The organism is Enterobacter sp. BIDMC 27 (assembly GCF_000534415.1).
GTDB lineage: Bacteria > Pseudomonadota > Gammaproteobacteria > Enterobacterales > Enterobacteriaceae > Enterobacter > Enterobacter hormaechei_C.
Genome location: NZ_KI973178.1, coordinates 1,029,317 through 1,045,546, shown reverse-complemented (window position 1 = coordinate 1,045,546; position 16,230 = coordinate 1,029,317). Strand labels below are relative to the sequence as shown.

16 protein-coding genes are annotated in these 16,230 nt (G+C 57.4%); 6 read left to right on the top strand and 10 right to left on the bottom strand.

Annotated features, from left to right (window positions below; genetic code table 11):
- Positions 1 to 55 precede the first annotated feature (55 nt).
- Entirely contained in the window at positions 56 to 925 is an 870-nt protein-coding gene (pldA, locus tag L463_RS17540) for a phospholipase A (RefSeq protein WP_003860803.1), read from the bottom strand.
- A 160-nt stretch (positions 926 to 1,085) separates the two neighbouring features.
- Between pldA and yigI the strand changes: the two genes are divergently transcribed.
- Entirely contained in the window at positions 1,086 to 1,553 is a 468-nt protein-coding gene (yigI, locus tag L463_RS17545; protein ID WP_006812366.1) for an acyl-CoA thioesterase YigI, read from the top strand.
- Positions 1,554 to 1,604: 51 nt separating this feature from the next.
- On the top strand, positions 1,605 to 2,501 hold the full coding sequence (rarD, locus tag L463_RS17550; RefSeq protein ID WP_017694744.1) for an EamA family transporter RarD: 897 nt from the start codon (positions 1,605 to 1,607) through the stop codon (positions 2,499 to 2,501).
- Between the two features lie 462 nt (positions 2,502 to 2,963).
- On the opposite strand, the gene corA is transcribed toward rarD, so the two are convergent.
- The 8 genes from corA to L463_RS17585 all read right to left on the bottom strand — a co-directional run bounded on the left by corA (position 2,964) and on the right by L463_RS17585 (position 9,895).
- A complete protein-coding gene (corA, locus tag L463_RS17555) occupies positions 2,964 to 3,914 on the bottom strand; it encodes a magnesium/cobalt transporter CorA (protein ID WP_003860807.1) in 951 nt (316 codons plus the stop codon).
- Positions 3,915 to 4,064: 150 nt separating this feature from the next.
- Complete coding sequence (gene ysgD, locus L463_RS24475; RefSeq protein ID WP_212743980.1) at positions 4,065 to 4,121, bottom strand: YsgD/CorL family protein; 57 nt, start codon at positions 4,119 to 4,121, stop codon at positions 4,065 to 4,067.
- 149 nt (positions 4,122 to 4,270) lie between these two features.
- Entirely contained in the window at positions 4,271 to 6,433 is a 2,163-nt protein-coding gene (gene uvrD, locus L463_RS17560) for a DNA helicase II (protein ID WP_017383586.1), read from the bottom strand.
- A gap of 79 nt (positions 6,434 to 6,512) precedes the next feature.
- Positions 6,513 to 7,229, bottom strand: a complete 717-nt coding sequence (gene yigB, locus L463_RS17565) for a 5-amino-6-(5-phospho-D-ribitylamino)uracil phosphatase YigB (RefSeq protein WP_017383587.1) — start codon at positions 7,227 to 7,229, stop codon at positions 6,513 to 6,515.
- On the bottom strand, positions 7,229 to 8,131 hold the full coding sequence (gene xerC, locus L463_RS17570; protein ID WP_017383588.1) for a tyrosine recombinase XerC: 903 nt from the start codon (positions 8,129 to 8,131) through the stop codon (positions 7,229 to 7,231). The genes yigB and xerC overlap by 1 nt, the downstream gene beginning before the upstream one ends.
- The gene (locus L463_RS17575) at positions 8,128 to 8,835 is read right to left on the bottom strand and encodes a DUF484 domain-containing protein (RefSeq protein WP_017694746.1); all 708 of its coding nucleotides are present in this window, start codon (positions 8,833 to 8,835) and stop codon (positions 8,128 to 8,130) included. Before L463_RS17575 ends, xerC begins: the two co-directional genes overlap by 4 nt.
- Entirely contained in the window at positions 8,832 to 9,656 is an 825-nt protein-coding gene (dapF, locus tag L463_RS17580) for a diaminopimelate epimerase (RefSeq protein ID WP_023295730.1), read from the bottom strand. Before dapF ends, L463_RS17575 begins: the two co-directional genes overlap by 4 nt.
- Before the next feature lie 35 nt (positions 9,657 to 9,691).
- The gene (locus L463_RS17585) at positions 9,692 to 9,895 is read right to left on the bottom strand and encodes an LPS translocon maturation chaperone LptM (RefSeq protein ID WP_003860815.1); all 204 of its coding nucleotides are present in this window, start codon (positions 9,893 to 9,895) and stop codon (positions 9,692 to 9,694) included.
- 135 nt (positions 9,896 to 10,030) lie between these two features.
- Between L463_RS17585 and cyaY the strand changes: the two genes are divergently transcribed.
- Positions 10,031 to 10,351 carry an iron donor protein CyaY gene (gene cyaY / locus L463_RS17590; RefSeq protein WP_003860816.1) on the top strand — a complete coding sequence of 107 codons (321 nt, stop codon included), beginning with the start codon at positions 10,031 to 10,033 and terminating at the stop codon, positions 10,349 to 10,351.
- Between the two features lie 91 nt (positions 10,352 to 10,442).
- Here cyaY and cyaA read toward each other — a convergent pair whose 3' ends face one another.
- On the bottom strand, positions 10,443 to 12,986 hold the full coding sequence (cyaA, locus tag L463_RS17595; RefSeq protein ID WP_017383591.1) for a class I adenylate cyclase: 2,544 nt from the start codon (positions 12,984 to 12,986) through the stop codon (positions 10,443 to 10,445).
- A 350-nt stretch (positions 12,987 to 13,336) separates the two neighbouring features.
- Between cyaA and hemC the strand changes: the two genes are divergently transcribed.
- The 3 genes from hemC to hemX are packed head-to-tail and all read left to right on the top strand — an operon-like array spanning position 13,337 to position 16,229.
- Positions 13,337 to 14,278 carry a hydroxymethylbilane synthase gene (gene hemC / locus L463_RS17600; RefSeq protein WP_017383592.1) on the top strand — a complete coding sequence of 314 codons (942 nt, stop codon included), beginning with the start codon at positions 13,337 to 13,339 and terminating at the stop codon, positions 14,276 to 14,278.
- Complete coding sequence (gene hemD, locus L463_RS17605) at positions 14,275 to 15,015, top strand: uroporphyrinogen-III synthase (RefSeq protein ID WP_017383593.1); 741 nt, start codon at positions 14,275 to 14,277, stop codon at positions 15,013 to 15,015. The genes hemC and hemD overlap by 4 nt, the downstream gene beginning before the upstream one ends.
- Positions 15,016 to 15,035: 20 nt before the next feature.
- Positions 15,036 to 16,229, top strand: a complete 1,194-nt coding sequence (gene hemX, locus L463_RS17610; protein WP_015570012.1) for a uroporphyrinogen-III C-methyltransferase — start codon at positions 15,036 to 15,038, stop codon at positions 16,227 to 16,229.
- Position 16,230 lies beyond the last annotated feature (1 nt).

Below are 16,230 nucleotides of genomic sequence, written 5' to 3'. Positions count from 1 at the left end.
TTTTCAGCGCCTGAGAGAGAAACTTCAACGTTTAACGCAAAAACATTCGAGCAGCTTAGAAAATATCGTTCAGCATGACGCCCACACCGACGCGGGTCTGATTGAAATTGTAGTCGATCAGCGATTCGCCATACCCGCTATACACCTGAGTATAAAGACGAACGTGTTTCGTTACCGGGTAGCTCAGGCCCAGCTCTGCACCGCCGTAGCCGGTATTCCAGTTGTACTGGCCTTTGGCGCTCAGCACCGCGTCACCCAGCTGATAGCCCACTTTAAGCTGATAGTAGCCCATATATTTGGTGATATCCGGGTTGTCATCGGTGCTGCCCACCACGTACCACGGCTTCACTTCCACCATGAAATTGCCGTTCTGCGCCATCAGACGCGTATAGATGCGGTTCCAGCTGCGTGAGGTTGGGTCGGAACGACCGTTAGAATCGTGGTTATAGCCCACCTCCACGTCTCGCAGCGTCCAGCCTGCAAACTCATAATCGGTGGCGAAACCGAGGAACAGCTGCGGTTCATAGTTGGTTTCGCGGAACGGTGAAGATTCCCCGCTGTTGGAGAGCTGCCACCATGACTTCTGCGTGTAAGACGCGCCAAGCACCGAGTTCGGCCCCAGGATGCCGCGCCAGAACGGGAAGGCGAGGCTGAGCTGGAACTTCACCTCATCTTTACGCGCATTATCAGACCAGTTATAGGAGCTTATCGCCTCTTTGTTGAGATCGCTGGTCTGGGTGTAGATCACGTAGTTTGTATCATAAGGGTACAGCGTGAACGGATTGTCATGCTCCTGAAGCATATTGGCGATGATGCTGCCCTTAACGGCAGGTTTATCATGCACCTCTTTGATCGTCGCTTCCTGCGCATATGCTGTGAGGGGCAGCGCAACCGCCGCCAGTAACCAACCCAGATACGTCCGCATCGGTGGTGTTCTCCTGAAATGGTGACATTTAATGAATAGTTTTGTCCGGGCATTCTACAGACTTCTGCGATAACTTCCGCTTCCTCGTTTCTTAAAGTGGCATTCCTTTATCCCGAAGCATAAAATCAACATTTTGTTAACAACAAGGATGCCACGTCAGATGTCAGCCACACTCACCGCCGAAGAAACCTTAAAGCTCGTGGGCGAGATTTTTGTGTACCACATGCCATTCAACCGTGCACTGGGTCTTGAGCTGGAGCGATACGAAAAAGACTTCGCTCAGCTGAGTTTCAATAATCAGCCAATGATGGTCGGTAACTGGGCGCAAAGCATTTTGCACGGCGGGGTCATTGCCTCCGCGCTGGACGTGGCGGCCGGTCTGGTGTGCGTGGGCAGCACGCTGACGCGCCATGACACCATCAACGAAGATGAATTACGCCAGCGCCTGTCGCGCATGGGCACCATCGATTTACGCGTCGACTATCTGCGTCCGGGACGCGGAAACCGCTTCACCTGCACCAGCAGCCTGCTGCGCGCCGGGAATAAAGTTGCCGTCGCCCGCGTTGAGCTGCATAACGAGGAGCAGGTTTATATCGCCAGCGCAACCGCCACTTATATGGTGGGTTGAGACGGCAAATTCGGGTAAAATTACTTCACTTTTTTGTAACGGATTTTCCCGATGGATGCTAAACAGACGCGGCAGGGCGTTTTACTCGCCCTTGCCGCTTATTTTATTTGGGGTATCGCACCGGCGTACTTCAAACTTATCGCCTATGTCCCGGCGGACGAGATCCTCACTCACCGCGTCATCTGGTCCTTTTTCTTCATGATTGCGCTGATGAGTATCAGCCGTCAGTGGTCAGGCGTCAAAACGCTGCTGAAAACCCCGAAGAAGGTCTTCCTGCTCGCTCTCTCTGCGGTGCTGATTGGCGGAAACTGGCTGCTGTTTATCTGGGCGGTGAATAACCATCACATGCTCGAAGCCAGCCTGGGCTACTTTATTAACCCGCTGGTCAATATTTTGCTGGGGATGATTTTCCTCGGCGAGCGCTTTCGCCGGATGCAGTGGGTGGCGGTGATTCTGGCCTTCTGCGGCGTGCTGGTACAGCTGTGGACCTTCGGCTCACTGCCGGTTATCGCCCTGGGGCTGGCGTTCAGCTTTGCGTTTTACGGCCTGGTGCGTAAGAAGATTGCGGTGGAAGCGCAGACGGGAATGCTGTTTGAAACCCTGTGGCTGCTGCCTGTCGCCGCGATCTACCTGTTCGGTATTGCCGACAGCGCCACCAGCCACATGGGCAGCAACCCATGGTCGCTGAACCTGATGCTGATGGCCGCAGGCGTGGTCACAACGATCCCCCTGCTGTGCTTTACCGGCGCGGCAACGCGTCTGCGCCTCTCCACGCTGGGCTTCTTCCAGTACATTGGCCCGACGCTGATGTTCCTGCTGGCGGTGGTGTTTTACGGCGAGGTGCCGGGTGCGGATAAGATGGTGACGTTCGCCTTTATCTGGGTGGCGCTGGCCATCTTTGTTGCGGATGCGATTTATACCCAGCGCAGGGTGCGCAAAGGGTTGTGATGTTGCCCTCACCCTAACCCTCTCCCACAGGGGAGAGGGTTCCCCAGTAATTTGAAAGCAAAAGCGATAACGTTGCCTCAGAATAACTGAGGGCTTTCAGCGATGCCTCGGTCCGGCTGTAAATCGCTGAGGCGTTTCCTGGAGGCCGGGGCGAGGCGCAGGGATGCGCCGAGAGGGCGGGCTTTACAGGGATGTTACCTCCGCCCGTCCCCGATAAGCCGGAAGGAATAAGCCGAAGGCACCGCGAAGCGGCGATTTACCGCCGGAAGCCCGGGTCGCCAGGGTGGTGGCGACTGAGCCACCCTGGCACGTTCACCGGTCATGTCGTGACAGAGTAGCAAGGAACATAAAGTGAACGGAATGACCACCAGAGCCGTATGTTCCCCCTCACCCCAGCCCTCTCCCACAGGGAGAGGGAATTCGATCGTAGGGCGGGTAAGCGCAGCGCCACCCGCCAGATTTTTACAGCCAGTTCTTCCGCTTAAAGTACAGATACGGCGCCAGCCCGGCGAGGATCATAAAGATAATCGCCCCCGGGTAGCCAAAGCTCCACTTCAGCTCCGGCATAAACTCGAAGTTCATCCCGTAGCTGGACGCCACCAGCGTCGGCGGCAGGAACACCACGGACACCACCGAAAAGATCTTGATGATGCGGTTCTGCTCGATGTTGATAAAGCCCATCGCCGCCTGCATCAGGAAGTTGACCTTCTGGAACAGGGATTCGTTGTGCGGCAGCAGGGATTCGATATCGCGTAAGATCTCACGCGCCTGCTCCAACTGACCGCCCGGCAGACGCGCCTTGCGCACCAGGAAGTTCAGCGCGCGCTGGGTATCCATCAGACACAAACGCACCTTCCAGCCGATATCTTCCAGCTCAGCCAGCGTGGACAACGCTTCGTCGTACTCATCGCCCTGATGGCCTTCCATGATCACGCGGCTCAGCTTTTCCAGGTCGCTGTAGATGTTTTCGATTTCATCCGCCAGCTGTTCGATTTTGGTTTCGAACAGATCCAGCAGCAGCTCATAAGCGTTGCCGTCCATCATCGCCTGGCTGCGGGCACGCATACGGTAGAGACGAAACGCAGGCAGTTCGCGCTCGCGCAGGGTGAACAGGCGGCCATCGCGGATGGTAAACGCCACGGTGGAGTTCCCCGCGTGGTCTTCGGCATCTTCGAAAAAGAAGAAGGAGTGAATGTGCAGGCCGTCTTCGTCTTCAAAAAAACGGGCGGATGCTTCGATGTCTTCCAGTTCCGGGCGTGTCGCCAGGCTTTGCCCCAGTTCAGATTGTACGCGAAGGCGCTCATCGTCGTCCGGCTCGACCAGATCCACCCATACGGCATCAATGAGGGGCTGTGACTCTTCGGCTTCAAGCCGAGTCAGTCGGTTATTTTCGAGTTGAAATGCGCTCAACATGACCGGGACTCCCAATGCAAAAAATATCGGACAGTTCGGTGGGCACACAGAAACAAATTGGGTTTCAGACCATTAAACAGCCTGACTCAGCGCGACGGAAATGATGCAGTCGCTGACAACCACTAAGGCCATCAGCAAGAGGAGATAGCCTTAGGAGTTGTTCCTGGATGACAGGGAATTGAGCCAGTATCTACTGGGTGTGTCCAAGGCGAATGTCCTCTTAGCGTAATCGTGCGCGCATGTTACGCCAGCAATAACTGTGGCGTCAACACGCAACGGAACGCTGAAGGGCATTAATTGACCTTCAACGTATAAGGCTAGCAGATTATTACAAAATAGTGATATTTTTCTGAAAGTTACACACTTTCCAGCTTGGCATAGGCTGCCACCAGCCATTTGATCCCCTGCCCCTGGAACGCTACCTGCAAACGGCTGTGCTCGCCGCTGCCTTCCAGGTTGACGATGGTGCCTTCGCCAAACTTCGAGTGGCGCACGCGCTGGCCCAGCTTGTAACCGGTGTCGGTTTCAGAGATCGGCGAGCCCATACGCTGATGGCTGACCGGACGGCTGATGCTGGCGCGCAGGCGCACCTCTTCCACACACTCTTCCGGCAGTTCGCCGATAAAGCGCGACGGACGGTGATACACCTCTTTCCCGTACAGGCGGCGGGTTTCCGCGTAGGTCAGGGTCAGTTTCTGCATCGCACGGGTCACGCCCACGTAGGCCAGACGACGCTCCTCTTCCAGACGCCCGCCTTCATCCAGCGACATCTGGCTCGGGAACATCCCCTCTTCCATCCCGACGATGAACACCTGCGGGAACTCCAGACCTTTCGCGGAGTGCAGGGTCATCAGCTGAACCGCATCCTGCCAGGTATCGGCCTGCCCTTCACCCGCCTCCAGCGCGGCGTGAGAGAGGAATGCCTGCAACGGCATCAGGTCTTCGTCTTCTTCGTTGTAGCTGAACTGGCGCGTTGCCGTCACCAGTTCCTCTAAGTTCTCAATACGGGTCTGGCCCTTCTCGCCTTTTTCCTGCTCGTACATGGTGCGCAGGCCGGAATCTTTGATCACCCGGTCGGTCTGGACGTGCAGCGGCATGTCGGCCGTTTCCTGCGCCAGCGCGTCGATTAACTCCAGGAAGCGCTGCAATGCGCTGGCGGCGCGCCCGGCAAGGGCTTTTTCCTGTAACAGCTCGCGGCACGCCTGCCACAACGTGAGCTGACGATCGCGCGAGGCCTGACGCACCACGTCCAGCGTACGATCGCCGATGCCGCGCGTCGGCGTGTTCACCACGCGCTCAAACGCCGCATCGTCGTTACGGTTGGCAATCAGACGCAAATACGAGAGCGCATCTTTGATCTCCTGACGTTCGAAGAAGCGCATACCGCCATAAATGCGGTACGGCATGCTCACCTGCAACAGCGCCTCTTCCAGCACGCGCGACTGGGCGTTGCTGCGATAGAGAATGGCACACTGCTCCAGCGCGCCGCCGTTCTCCTGCCAGGTTTTAATGCGGTTCACCACGAAGCGGGCTTCGTCGAGCTCGTTGAAGGCGCAGTAAATCGAAATCGGTTCGCCGTCGACGCCATCGGTCCACAGCTTTTTACCCAGGCGCCCGTTGTTGTTCTCAATCAGGGCGTTGGCCGCGCTCAGAATGTTGCTGGTAGAACGGTAGTTCTGCTCCAGACGGATGGTTTGCGCGCCGGGGAAATCGTTGAGGAAGCGCTGGATGTTCTCCACCTGCGCGCCGCGCCAGCCGTAGATAGACTGGTCGTCATCGCCTACGATCATCACCTTGCCGGTATCCCCGGCCAGCAGGCGGATCCAGGCGTACTGGATGTTGTTGGTATCCTGGAATTCGTCCACCAGGATGTTGGTAAAGCGTTCACGGTAGTGTTGCAGAATATGCGGTTTGTTCAGCCACAGCTCGTGGGCGCGCAGCAGCAGCTCGGCGAAATCCACCAGACCGGCGCGATCGCACGCTTCCTGATAGGCCTTGTAGACGTTCTGCCAGGTCTGCTCGACCGGGTTACCGAAGCTCTGAATATGATGCGGACGCAGCCCTTCGTCTTTCTGACCGTTGATGTACCACATCGCCTGACGCGGCGGCCACTGCTTCTCATCGAGGTTCATCGCCTTGATCAGGCGTTTCAGCAAGCGCAGCTGATCTTCGCTGTCGAGGATCTGGAAATCCTGCGGCAGGTTAGCGTCCATATGGTGCGCGCGCAGCAGACGGTGCGCCAGGCCGTGGAAGGTGCCAACCCACATGCCGCCCTGGCTGGTGCCCATCAGCTGCGCGATACGGTGGCGCATCTCCGCCGCCGCCTTGTTGGTGAACGTCACGGCCATAATCGAGTACGGCGAGCAGTTCTCCACGCTCTGTAGCCAGGCGATACGGTGAACCAGCACGCGCGTCTTACCACTGCCCGCTCCAGCCAGTACCAGCAGGTTCGTACGCGAGGCGGCAACCGCGTCACGCTGTTTATCATTAAGGCTGTCGAGCAGGTAAGAAACGTCCATTGGCACCGTCACGTCATGTCGGGCAGGCAAATGTTTCCATTCGCCAAAACCCTGTTAATTTATACAGAACAATTGATGATTATATCAGCGTCGTGAGGGATGCCAACCGTGAAATTTCCACGTGCGGCAGAAGACGGCTATCCGGGGTAGTCATCAGATCGGCATTTTCCGGCTTGATCCAGCAGGCCTGCATGCCGCAGCGGATCGCCCCGGCGACGTCCGTGGTCAGGTCGTCGCCCACGTGCAGGATCTCACCGAGCGGCAAATCCAGTTTTTCCGCTGCCAGATGATACATATCGTTGAACGGCTTCGAGCGTCCGTGCGGGCCCGCGCGCAGCACGAACTGAAAATAGTTCCCCAGACCAAACAGTTCAGGCTGAGCGTTGCCGTTGGTGATGGCCACCAGCGGCCACTTTTCGGCGAGCTTCGCCAGCGTGTCGTGGGTCTCCTGCGGCACGTCGATCCGACTGCGCCATTTGGCGAAGTTTTCCATGGCCGCTTCGGCCCCCGTGGCCGCATCCTGCGCGCTCAGGCCGGCGTTGAGCATCGCCTGCTCAACCGCACGGCGGCGCCATTCGGTCACGTCGTGGTAAATCTCCGGTTCGGTTTCCCGCAGGGACTGACGCAGCTGCTGGAAGTCTTTGTTCTGCATCGCTTTCAGCGCAGGATGGTAGTTCTGCACAAACGCCAGCGACTCCTGCTCGGTACGCAGGATCACCGGGCGGTTATCGTAAAGAGTGTCATCAAGGTCAAACGTCAGGGCTGATATCTGACCGAGTGGGCGGTAAAAACGCATTATTTCCCCCGTTTGGCGCGTGGATGCGCCGCGTCATACACCGAGGCAAGGTGTTGGAAGTCTAAGTGGGTATAGATTTGGGTGGTCGACAGATTCGCGTGACCAAGCAGCTCCTGTACGCCGCGCAGGTCGCCGCTTGATTCCAGCATGTGCGTCGCAAAGGAGTGGCGCAGCTTGTGGGGGTGAACGTGGCTGTTCAGCCCCTGCTTAATGCCCCACTCCGCAAAGCGCTTCTGCACGTTACGCGCCGAGATCCGCTTGCCGAGTTTCGACAGGAACAGCGCATCTTCGTCGGCGCCAAACAGCCCGCGAAGGTCCAGCCAGTGCTCAATCCAGGAGACCGCATTGCGGCCGATCGGCAGGCGGCGCTCTTTGCTGCCCTTGCCCATTACCCACACCTCGCCGGACTCCAGATCGAGGTGCTTTAAGTCGAGGTTCACCAGCTCAGAGAGACGCAGGCCCGCACCGTACATCACCTCCAGCATCGCGCGGTCGCGCACGGCCAGCGGATCGTTAAGATCGATATCCAGCAGGCGGTTTACGTCGTCGACGTCGATATTTTTCGGCAGATGACGCGGGGCTTTCGGCGTGGCGATCCCTTTTGCCGGGTTGGCTTTCAGACCGCCCTGACTGACCAGCCAGTCGAAGAAACTGCGCAGGGCAGAGAGCCGGAGCGCCAGGCTCGCCGGGCTGAGATTTTTTTTACGGCTACGCACGACGAACCCGCGTACCGTGGCGGCGTCACATTGTTGCCAGCTTTTCAGGCCGATTTCATCGGCAAGCTGCATGATGGCATCAAGCTGACGCTGATAGTTGAGCAGCGTAATAGGGCTGAGCTGGCGTTCTACGCCCAGATAGCGCAGAAAGCGGTTGACGTCAGTGGCGAGCAATCCGTCCGTCATACGCGCTCAATCCAGCGCTCCAGCAGCTCAGGCAGCATCAGGGCGATCTCCTGCAACAGTTGCGTGCCCTGCCCCTGTTCATAATGATGCGCGTCGCGGCTGGTAAATAACATCACGCCCAGGTCACCATCGCGCCCCATCAGCGACATCGCCACCGAGCCGATAGCTTTGGCTTCCGGCAGCACCACCAGCAGTTCTGGCCCGTTAAGCGGCCCCAGATAGTGGTGCTCATGGCCCAGACGCTGAATGCGCAGCGGCTCAAACGCCTGACGGCTCAGCGCCAGATGGGTAAACCCGGACGGCGCGCCAATGCGCCAGCGGTCAGGGAAGAGACGGATCGTCGCGCCTGCCAGCCCCAGCTCGCGCGCCCAGCGGTGGAAGCGGTTGAGGAACTCTTCGAGACTGTGCGCGGAAGCCAGACGCGCCTGAAGGTGCAGTAGACGGTAGAACAGGCTTTCGTTATTGCTGGCCTGCTCCATCAGCAGCGTCATGTTCTCTTCGAGCTGATTGATGTGGTTGCGCGAGCGCGCCATGTGCCATTCAACCAGCGACACGGTCTCGCGAACCGGATGCGGCACGCGCATCTGTTCGACGACGCGTGCATTGCGGATAAAAAACTCAGGATTGTGCAGCAGGTAATCCACAACAGCGCTGTCGTCCAGCTCCGTTACAGGTTCCCGCAGTTCTTCCCCTGGTTGCTTCATAGATGGATAAACCCGTCATAAACATGTGTCGCCGGGCCAGTCATGTACAGTGGATGACCCGCACCTTTCCAGGCGATATCAAGACGTCCGCCCGGTAATTCCACGCGAACCTCTTCTGCCAGTAACCCCTGTGAGATACCGACGGCCACCGCCGCACAGGCACCGCTTCCGCAGGCCTGGGTTTCGCCCGCGCCGCGCTCGTAAACCCGCAGGCGAATGTGTTCACGCTTCACCACCTGCATGAAACCGATGTTCGCCCGCTCCGGGAAGCGCTCGTGGCTTTCCAGCACCGGGCCGAGCGTTTCAACCGCCGCGGTTTGCACATCATCCACCTGAATCACGCAGTGCGGGTTACCCATTGAGACGACGCCGCACAATACTGTCTGCTCGGCGGCACGCATAATATAGGTCTTTTCCGCTTTGTTGGCGCGAAACGGCACGGCAGAGGGGTCGAAGTTCGGCTCGCCCATGTTCACGCGCACCAGTTCGTCGTCGGTGACGCTGAGCACCATCCGGCCGTTGGCGGTGCTGACGCGGATATCGCGCTTGTTGGTCAGCCCTTTCAGCCGAACAAAGCGGGCAAAACAGCGCGCGCCGTTGCCGCACTGGGAAACTTCGCTGCCGTCGGCGTTAAAAATGCGGTAGTGAAAATCCAGGTCAGGATCGTAAGGCGGCTCCACCACCAGCAGCTGGTCAAACCCCACGCCCATGTGTCGATCCGCCAGGCGACGGATCAATTCCGGGGAGAAAAAGACATTCTGCGTTACCGCGTCGACGACCATAAAGTCGTTGCCAAGGCCATGCATTTTAGAGAACTGCATCATTTGCTCCATTGCGCGGGTACAGAACGTAATTGTCAGAGATTGACCTGAGTCGGGCCGCCGTTATTGCCGCGATCGTTGGTATCCGGCGTAGATGACTCGATACCACTTTGCACCGGTTTTGTCGGCGGTGGTGCGTTTTTATCCTCTGGCGGGAAGTACAGTGGTCCCTTCAGTCCACAGCCGGTCAGGCTAAACAGAGTGACAAGAACGACAAGCGTTCGGAAGACGTTTTTCATGTAGAGGTTGCCCGTAAGTTCAAATCTGTTTCTATCATCGCAGGAGAAGACACAAAAGCAAGAGTTTGCCGCTTTCCTGCAACGGGAATTATTTAGCGTTATACTGCCGCCATCACGAAAAACAGGAATAAAACCATGAACGACAGTGAATTTCATCGCCTTGCCGATACCCTGTGGATGACCATCGAAGAGCGTATCGACGACTGGGACGGCGACAGCGATATCGATTGTGAAATCAACGGCGGGATCCTGACCTTAAGCTTCGAAAACGGCAGCAAGATTATTATTAACCGTCAGGAGCCGCTTCACCAGGTGTGGCTGGCGGCGAAACAGGGCGGTTATCACTTTGATCTGAAAGGTGACGAGTGGGTCTGCGATCGCAGCGGCGAAACGTTCTGGGATCTACTGGAGCAGGCGGCGACGGCGCAGGCGGGCGAGGACGTGAGTTTCAGGTAGTTGCGTTGCCCGGTGGCGGCTACGCCTTACCGGGCCTACAACGGCTCGAACCGTAGGCCGGGTAAGCGTTAGCGCCACCCGGCGAAAAGCCTCAGGAAAAATACTGCTGCAACAGCGGCGCAGTTTCCTGGTTAGCGGGCGCCGCAGGGGTAATCGCCTGCGTACGGAACGGGATCACCTGCGCTCGCCCATCCACATTCACAATCTGGTAGAACTGCGGCAGGTTGAAGTTGATAAAGCTTGAGCCGTAGGTAAAGCGATCGTGCGAGGACGAATAGAAGCGGCTGACGTCGCGCACCAGCTCCTCTTTGCTGCCTTCACAGTGGTGATACACCTCGGCACGGTTGGTTTCATCCAGAATGTAGATGTTAAACCCGGCGTTATCGCCCGACTCTTCGAAGAAGAACTGAATAATCCCTTCACTCGCAAAGCCATCCACCACCTGCGGCAGCTTAACGTGGTTGGTTTCCACCTGAACCGACAGGCCATGCAGTTTGTTGTGTGAAATCGCGCCGTAGAATTCAATGGCGTTCTCCAGCTTCTGCACCGACACGTTCAGGCGCTCAAAGAACAGCCCCCAGGTCTGGCCGGAGACGCGCAACGCTTTAAAGCGCCCGGTTTCCTGTCGGGTGCTGGAGAGACGCAGTTCGATGCACTCAGACACCAGTTGCTGAACGCGGGTACGAATCAGGCCTCGCAGGTGCTGACTGTAGCAGAACACCTCCACGCTGTCCGGCGGCGCGGCGTCCTGGTGCATCTTGCCGAGGATCGTTTTCAGCGCCTCGATCATCGCCTGCTCGCCGTTAAAGTGCAGGGTACGCACTTCGTTCCACGAGTTGCGGTACAGCAGATCCACGCTGCCCACCAGGCAGTTTTGCTGCTCGCCAAAGCTAAAGACGTCCAGCTTGCGGAAGTCAAAGTGAACCACCTGATTGCGGAAGGCCGCCGTCGGGTCGTATTCCAGGTTGACGATGATCGCCAGATGGCGAATCTCACACGGGCTGTAGAGCGCTTTTGGCGTCGGCGCAGGCAGACGCAGCGGGAAGTGGTGCGAGACATCCGCCACCATCTCCTGCAACTTGGCTAAATCGACCACCTCGTTGCCTTTGATAAACAACCTGGTACGTGAGGTGAGAAGGCCGTTAAACCAGGCCCAGGCCACCAGCTTGTTCAGGTAGCGGTTATATTCCAGCGGCTGATGGCTGATGATCGAATCCATGCTTGGCGCACGGTTGTACAGATACCACCCGGTGCGGTTCGCGCGGCCCGGCGGCACGTAGATAAAGGTCAGATTCGGTTCAGACAGGTCAGGCGAAATCTGTGGGTTAACCAGCGTTACCTTGCCCGGCAACGCTTCAAACGCGGCGTACAGTTTGCGGGTCAGCACCCCGATATCCTGTGGGCTGGCAGAAACGCTAAGGTTGTTACGGCGGGCAAAGCGGATCAGGTTGCGGTAGCTCTGCATCATCGCATCAAGCAGTTCGTTGTGCGCCTCACGCACCTGATCGATCTTCCAGTTGGCGCGGTTGTCGAGCATGGCGAGACGCTCTTCGTCCCATCCCCACTCTTTGACTAACTGGCTGACGACTTCACGACGCCAGCCCACGCAGGCGCGTTCGCGGCTCAGTTTTTCACAGACTTTGAGATAGAAACATCGACGCACCAGGTCAAGACGCGTGGCGTCCTCAATGGCTGTCAGGTATTCGGTGACGCGTTCCAGCATCATGCAGTAGGCATCAAGACCGTAGGAGACGATCTCCCCGTCGTGCAGACGCTGTTTAATATCTTTCGCCAGCAGGCGCGGCGTGGGGTATTCCCAGGAGTAGGCTTCCAGCAGCAGGGTTTTCAGCACCGCTTTGTACGGTGAATCAATGCTCTTATAAAGCTGCCAGAGGCTTGCGCCAAAGTACTCTTCGGCGGACAGGGAGCTCAGGCCGCCCAGATCCAGCCACTCGTTTGGCGTCAGAACGCCCTGCGAGTAAAGCGACATGACGTAGTCGTCATAATTCTCTTCTTCATCGCACGGCACCATATTCCACAGAATACGTTTCCCGGCCAGGCGAACGGCAGTACGGTAAAACTCATCCAGCAACAGGATGTGCTGAGTCGAGCCGCAGTCTTCACCACCCAGACTGCCGCTTTCGTTATGGCGGAAACGGTTTTCATCAATCAGGAAGAAGCTCACTTCCACGCCGAGCGACGCCGCCCAGCTCTCCAGCAGGCTGCATTTACGCTGCAACAGCTGGCGCTCTTCATTGTCGAGCCAGGACTGATGGCAGACCCAGATATCCAGGTCAGAAGAGCAACTTTGCCCAACCGATGACGTGCTGCCCATGGAGTAAACCCCGGTAATCGGCAGCTCGCCTTTCGGCGAATCCTGCGGCGGCATACCACGGTAGAGTTCAAGTTCAGTCAGGTAATGCTGTTGGGTTTCATCAGGCGTGAAGAGGCAAATGCCCTGGGGAACGTTACCATCAAGGTAACCTGGCATCAGCGGATGGTGATAGTGCAACAATGTTGGCAGTAGACTGTATACCTGCTGGAAAGCAGGGCCCATGGCAGCAAGCGCGCGATCCACACGCAATTGATTGATGGCATCCAGTCTCTGTTTCAGAGTCTCAATATAGAGGTACAAGACGTATCGCCTGATGTTTCCGGGTGTCGCACGCCAGTCAGAACACAAAAAGCAGCGGACCCGCAGTATTTCAAAAAATAACCGTTACCCTTTTTTCGCCTTTTGCTTTTCTGGTGGTACAGACGAAAAAATGGTCTAAAACGTGATCAATTTAACACCTTGCCGGTTGACCGTAAAGAAAGATGCGCTACATACAAGTGTAGCACCGTTCTTGACGTGTAAATTCCTGAATACGGCGATGGCTGACGAGTACGCCGCCCTGTCCCTCTCACTCTTCATCAACCGTAAAACTGCCATCCGAGTGTCAACAATGTTAGGATGGTTAGCGATTGATAATGACGGTAACAAGCATGTTAGACAATGTTTTGAGAATTGCCACACGCCAAAGTCCTCTTGCACTCTGGCAGGCACATTATGTTAAGCAGCGCCTGGAAGCCTGCCACACCGGATTACGCGTTGAACTGGTGCCAATGGTCACGCGTGGCGATGTCATTCTGGATACGCCGCTGGCCAAAGTGGGTGGAAAGGGTCTGTTTGTCAAAGAGCTGGAGCTGGCATTGCTTGAGAACCGCGCCGATATCGCCGTGCATTCGATGAAGGATGTGCCCGTTGAGTTCCCGGAAGGGCTGGGGCTGGTGACCATCTGCGAGCGCGAGGATCCGCGCGATGCGTTTGTCTCTAATCGCTATGACTCGCTCGATGCGTTGCCAGCAGGCAGCGTGGTCGGCACGTCAAGTTTACGCCGCCAGTGTCAGCTGGCTGAACGTCGCCCGGATCTGGTGATCCGTTCGCTGCGCGGGAACGTCGGCACACGCCTTGGCAAGCTGGATAACGGCGACTACGATGCCATTATTCTTGCGGTTGCGGGCCTGAAACGCCTGGGGCTGGAAGAACGCATTCGCGTCGCGTTGCCGCCGGAGCTGTCGCTGCCCGCCGTCGGCCAGGGTGCCGTCGGCATTGAGTGTCGTCTGGTTGATGCGCGCACTCAGGCACTGCTCGCGCCGCTGAATCATGACGATACCGCCGTTCGCGTAAAAGCCGAGCGCGCGATGAATACTCGCCTCGAAGGAGGCTGTCAGGTGCCAATTGGCAGCTATGCTGAATTAACTGACGGTGAGCTGTGGTTGCGTGCGCTGGTTGGCGCGCCGGACGGCTCACAGATGGTTCGCGGTGAACGTCGCGGCAAGCCGCAAGATGCCGAGGCGCTTGGCGTATCGCTGGCGGAAGAGCTGCTGAATAACGGCGCGCGTGAAATTCTGGCTGAGGTCTATAACGGAGAGCCCCCTGCATGAGCATACTTGTCACCCGCCCTTCTCCCGCAGGAGAGCAGTTAGTGAGCCGTCTGCGCGCACTGGGGCAGGTGGCCTGGAGTTTTCCGCTGATTGAATTCTCCCCCGGTCGCGAGCTGCCTGAACTCGCTGACCAGATGCGTCTCTTGCAGGAAGGCGATCTGCTCTTTGCGCTGTCGCAGCATGCCGTGGAGTTTGCCCATGCGCAGCTGCAACAGCATGCCGTTAGCTGGCCTCACGCTCCCCGCTATTTCGCCATCGGGCGCACCACTGCGCTGGCCTTACATACCGCGAGCGGAATCGATGTTCGTTACCCGTTAGATCGGGAAATCAGCGAAGTCTTGCTACAATTACCTGAATTACAAACCATTGCCGGAAAGCGCGCGCTCATTTTGCGCGGCAACGGTGGCCGCGAACTGCTGGGCGAAACGCTGCGCGAACGCGGCGCAGACGTGACGTTTGTGGAGTGCTATCAGCGCTGTGCGAAACACTATGATGGCGCGGAAGAAGCAATGCGCTGGCACGCCCGCGGTATTAATACGCTGGTGGTCACCAGCGGTGAAATGTTACAACAGCTTTGGTCGCTGATTCCGCTTTGGTATCGCGAAAACTGGTTACTCCGCTGTCGGCTTCTGGTCGTCAGTGAGCGTCTGGCGAACCACGCCCGGGAACTGGGCTGGCAGGATATTCGGATCGCTGAAAACGCCGACAACGATGCGCTGCTGCGCGCATTACAATAACTCTCAAATGGGAAGCCATAATGACGGAACACGAAAAATCCTCCGCCGTGGTTGAAGAGACCAGGGAGACTGTGGACACCACGTCACAGCCAGAGACGACAGACACAACCGTTGAGAAGAAAAACGGCAGCAACAAAACCAGCCTCACGCTGAGCGTGATTGCCATCGCGATTGCGCTGGCCGCAGGCGTGGGACTCTACGGACTGGTGAAGAAACAAGGCACCAACCAGACGGCCACCAGCGACGCGCTGGTTAACCAAATCACTGCCCTACAGAAAGCGCAGGAGACGCAAAAAGCTGAGCTGGAAGGCGTGATCAAACAGCAGGCTGCCGCCCTCGCCGACGCGAACAGCAAACGTGAAGAGTTGACCAAACAGCTGAGCGAAGTGCAGGAAAAAGTCGCCACAATTTCGGGAACCGATGCCAAAACCTGGCTACTTTCACAGGCCGATTTTCTGGTGAAACTGGCCGGGCGCAAGCTCTGGAGCGATCAGGATGTCACCACCGCCGCCGCGCTGCTGAAAAGCGCCGACGCAAGCCTGGCGGACATGAACGATCCGAGCCTCATCAACGCTCGCCGCGCTATTACGGAAGATATCGCCAGCCTGTCCGCGGTTTCTCAGGTCGATTACGATGGTATCATCCTTAAGGTAAATCAGCTCTCCAACCAGATTGATAACCTTCAGCTGGCCGATAACAACGACGATGACTCCCCGATGGATTCTGACGGCACCGAGCTGTCCAGCTCCCTGAGCGAATGGCGTATCAACCTGCAAAAGAGCTGGCAGAACTTTATGGACAGCTTTATTACCATTCGCCGCCGTGATGAAACTGCCGTGCCGCTGCTGGCGCCGAACCAGGACGTCTATCTGCGTGAAAACATTCGTTCCCGCCTGCTGGTGGCTGCCCAGGCCGTACCGCGTCACCAGGAAGAGACCTACAAACAGGCGCTGGATAACGTTTCAACCTGGGTACGTGCTTACTACGATACCAATGACGCAACCACGACCGCGTTCCTTGAGGATATCGACAAGCTGAGCCAGCAAAACATCACCATGAACGTGCCGGACAAGCTGGAAAGCCAGCCGATTCTGGAGAAGCTCATGCAGACGCGCGTGCGTAACCTGCTGGCCCAGCCGGGCGTTCCGGCAGAGCGTCCGGCTGAAGCACCTGCCGCCGCGCCAGCGCCTGAAAGCGCGCCGCAAGGAGAGTAAT

Excerpts from the sequence above, each read along its gene's own strand:
- pldA (WP_003860803.1), bottom strand. The coding sequence starts at position 925 with ATGCGGACGTATCTGGGTTGGTTACTGGCGGCGGTTGCGCTGCCCCTC.
- yigI (WP_006812366.1), top strand. The coding sequence starts at position 1,086 with ATGTCAGCCACACTCACCGCCGAAGAAACCTTAAAGCTCGTGGGCGAG.
- rarD (WP_017694744.1), top strand. The coding sequence starts at position 1,605 with ATGGATGCTAAACAGACGCGGCAGGGCGTTTTACTCGCCCTTGCCGCT.
- corA (WP_003860807.1), bottom strand. The coding sequence starts at position 3,914 with ATGTTGAGCGCATTTCAACTCGAAAATAACCGACTGACTCGGCTTGAA.
- uvrD (WP_017383586.1), bottom strand. The coding sequence starts at position 6,433 with ATGGACGTTTCTTACCTGCTCGACAGCCTTAATGATAAACAGCGTGAC.
- yigB (WP_017383587.1), bottom strand. The coding sequence starts at position 7,229 with ATGCGTTTTTACCGCCCACTCGGTCAGATATCAGCCCTGACGTTTGAC.
- xerC (WP_017383588.1), bottom strand. The coding sequence starts at position 8,131 with ATGACGGACGGATTGCTCGCCACTGACGTCAACCGCTTTCTGCGCTAT.
- L463_RS17575 (WP_017694746.1), bottom strand. The coding sequence starts at position 8,835 with ATGAAGCAACCAGGGGAAGAACTGCGGGAACCTGTAACGGAGCTGGAC.
- dapF (WP_023295730.1), bottom strand. The coding sequence starts at position 9,656 with ATGCAGTTCTCTAAAATGCATGGCCTTGGCAACGACTTTATGGTCGTC.
- L463_RS17585 (WP_003860815.1), bottom strand. The coding sequence starts at position 9,895 with ATGAAAAACGTCTTCCGAACGCTTGTCGTTCTTGTCACTCTGTTTAGC.
- cyaY (WP_003860816.1), top strand. The coding sequence starts at position 10,031 with ATGAACGACAGTGAATTTCATCGCCTTGCCGATACCCTGTGGATGACC.
- hemC (WP_017383592.1), top strand. The coding sequence starts at position 13,337 with ATGTTAGACAATGTTTTGAGAATTGCCACACGCCAAAGTCCTCTTGCA.
- hemD (WP_017383593.1), top strand. The coding sequence starts at position 14,275 with ATGAGCATACTTGTCACCCGCCCTTCTCCCGCAGGAGAGCAGTTAGTG.
- hemX (WP_015570012.1), top strand. The coding sequence starts at position 15,036 with ATGACGGAACACGAAAAATCCTCCGCCGTGGTTGAAGAGACCAGGGAG.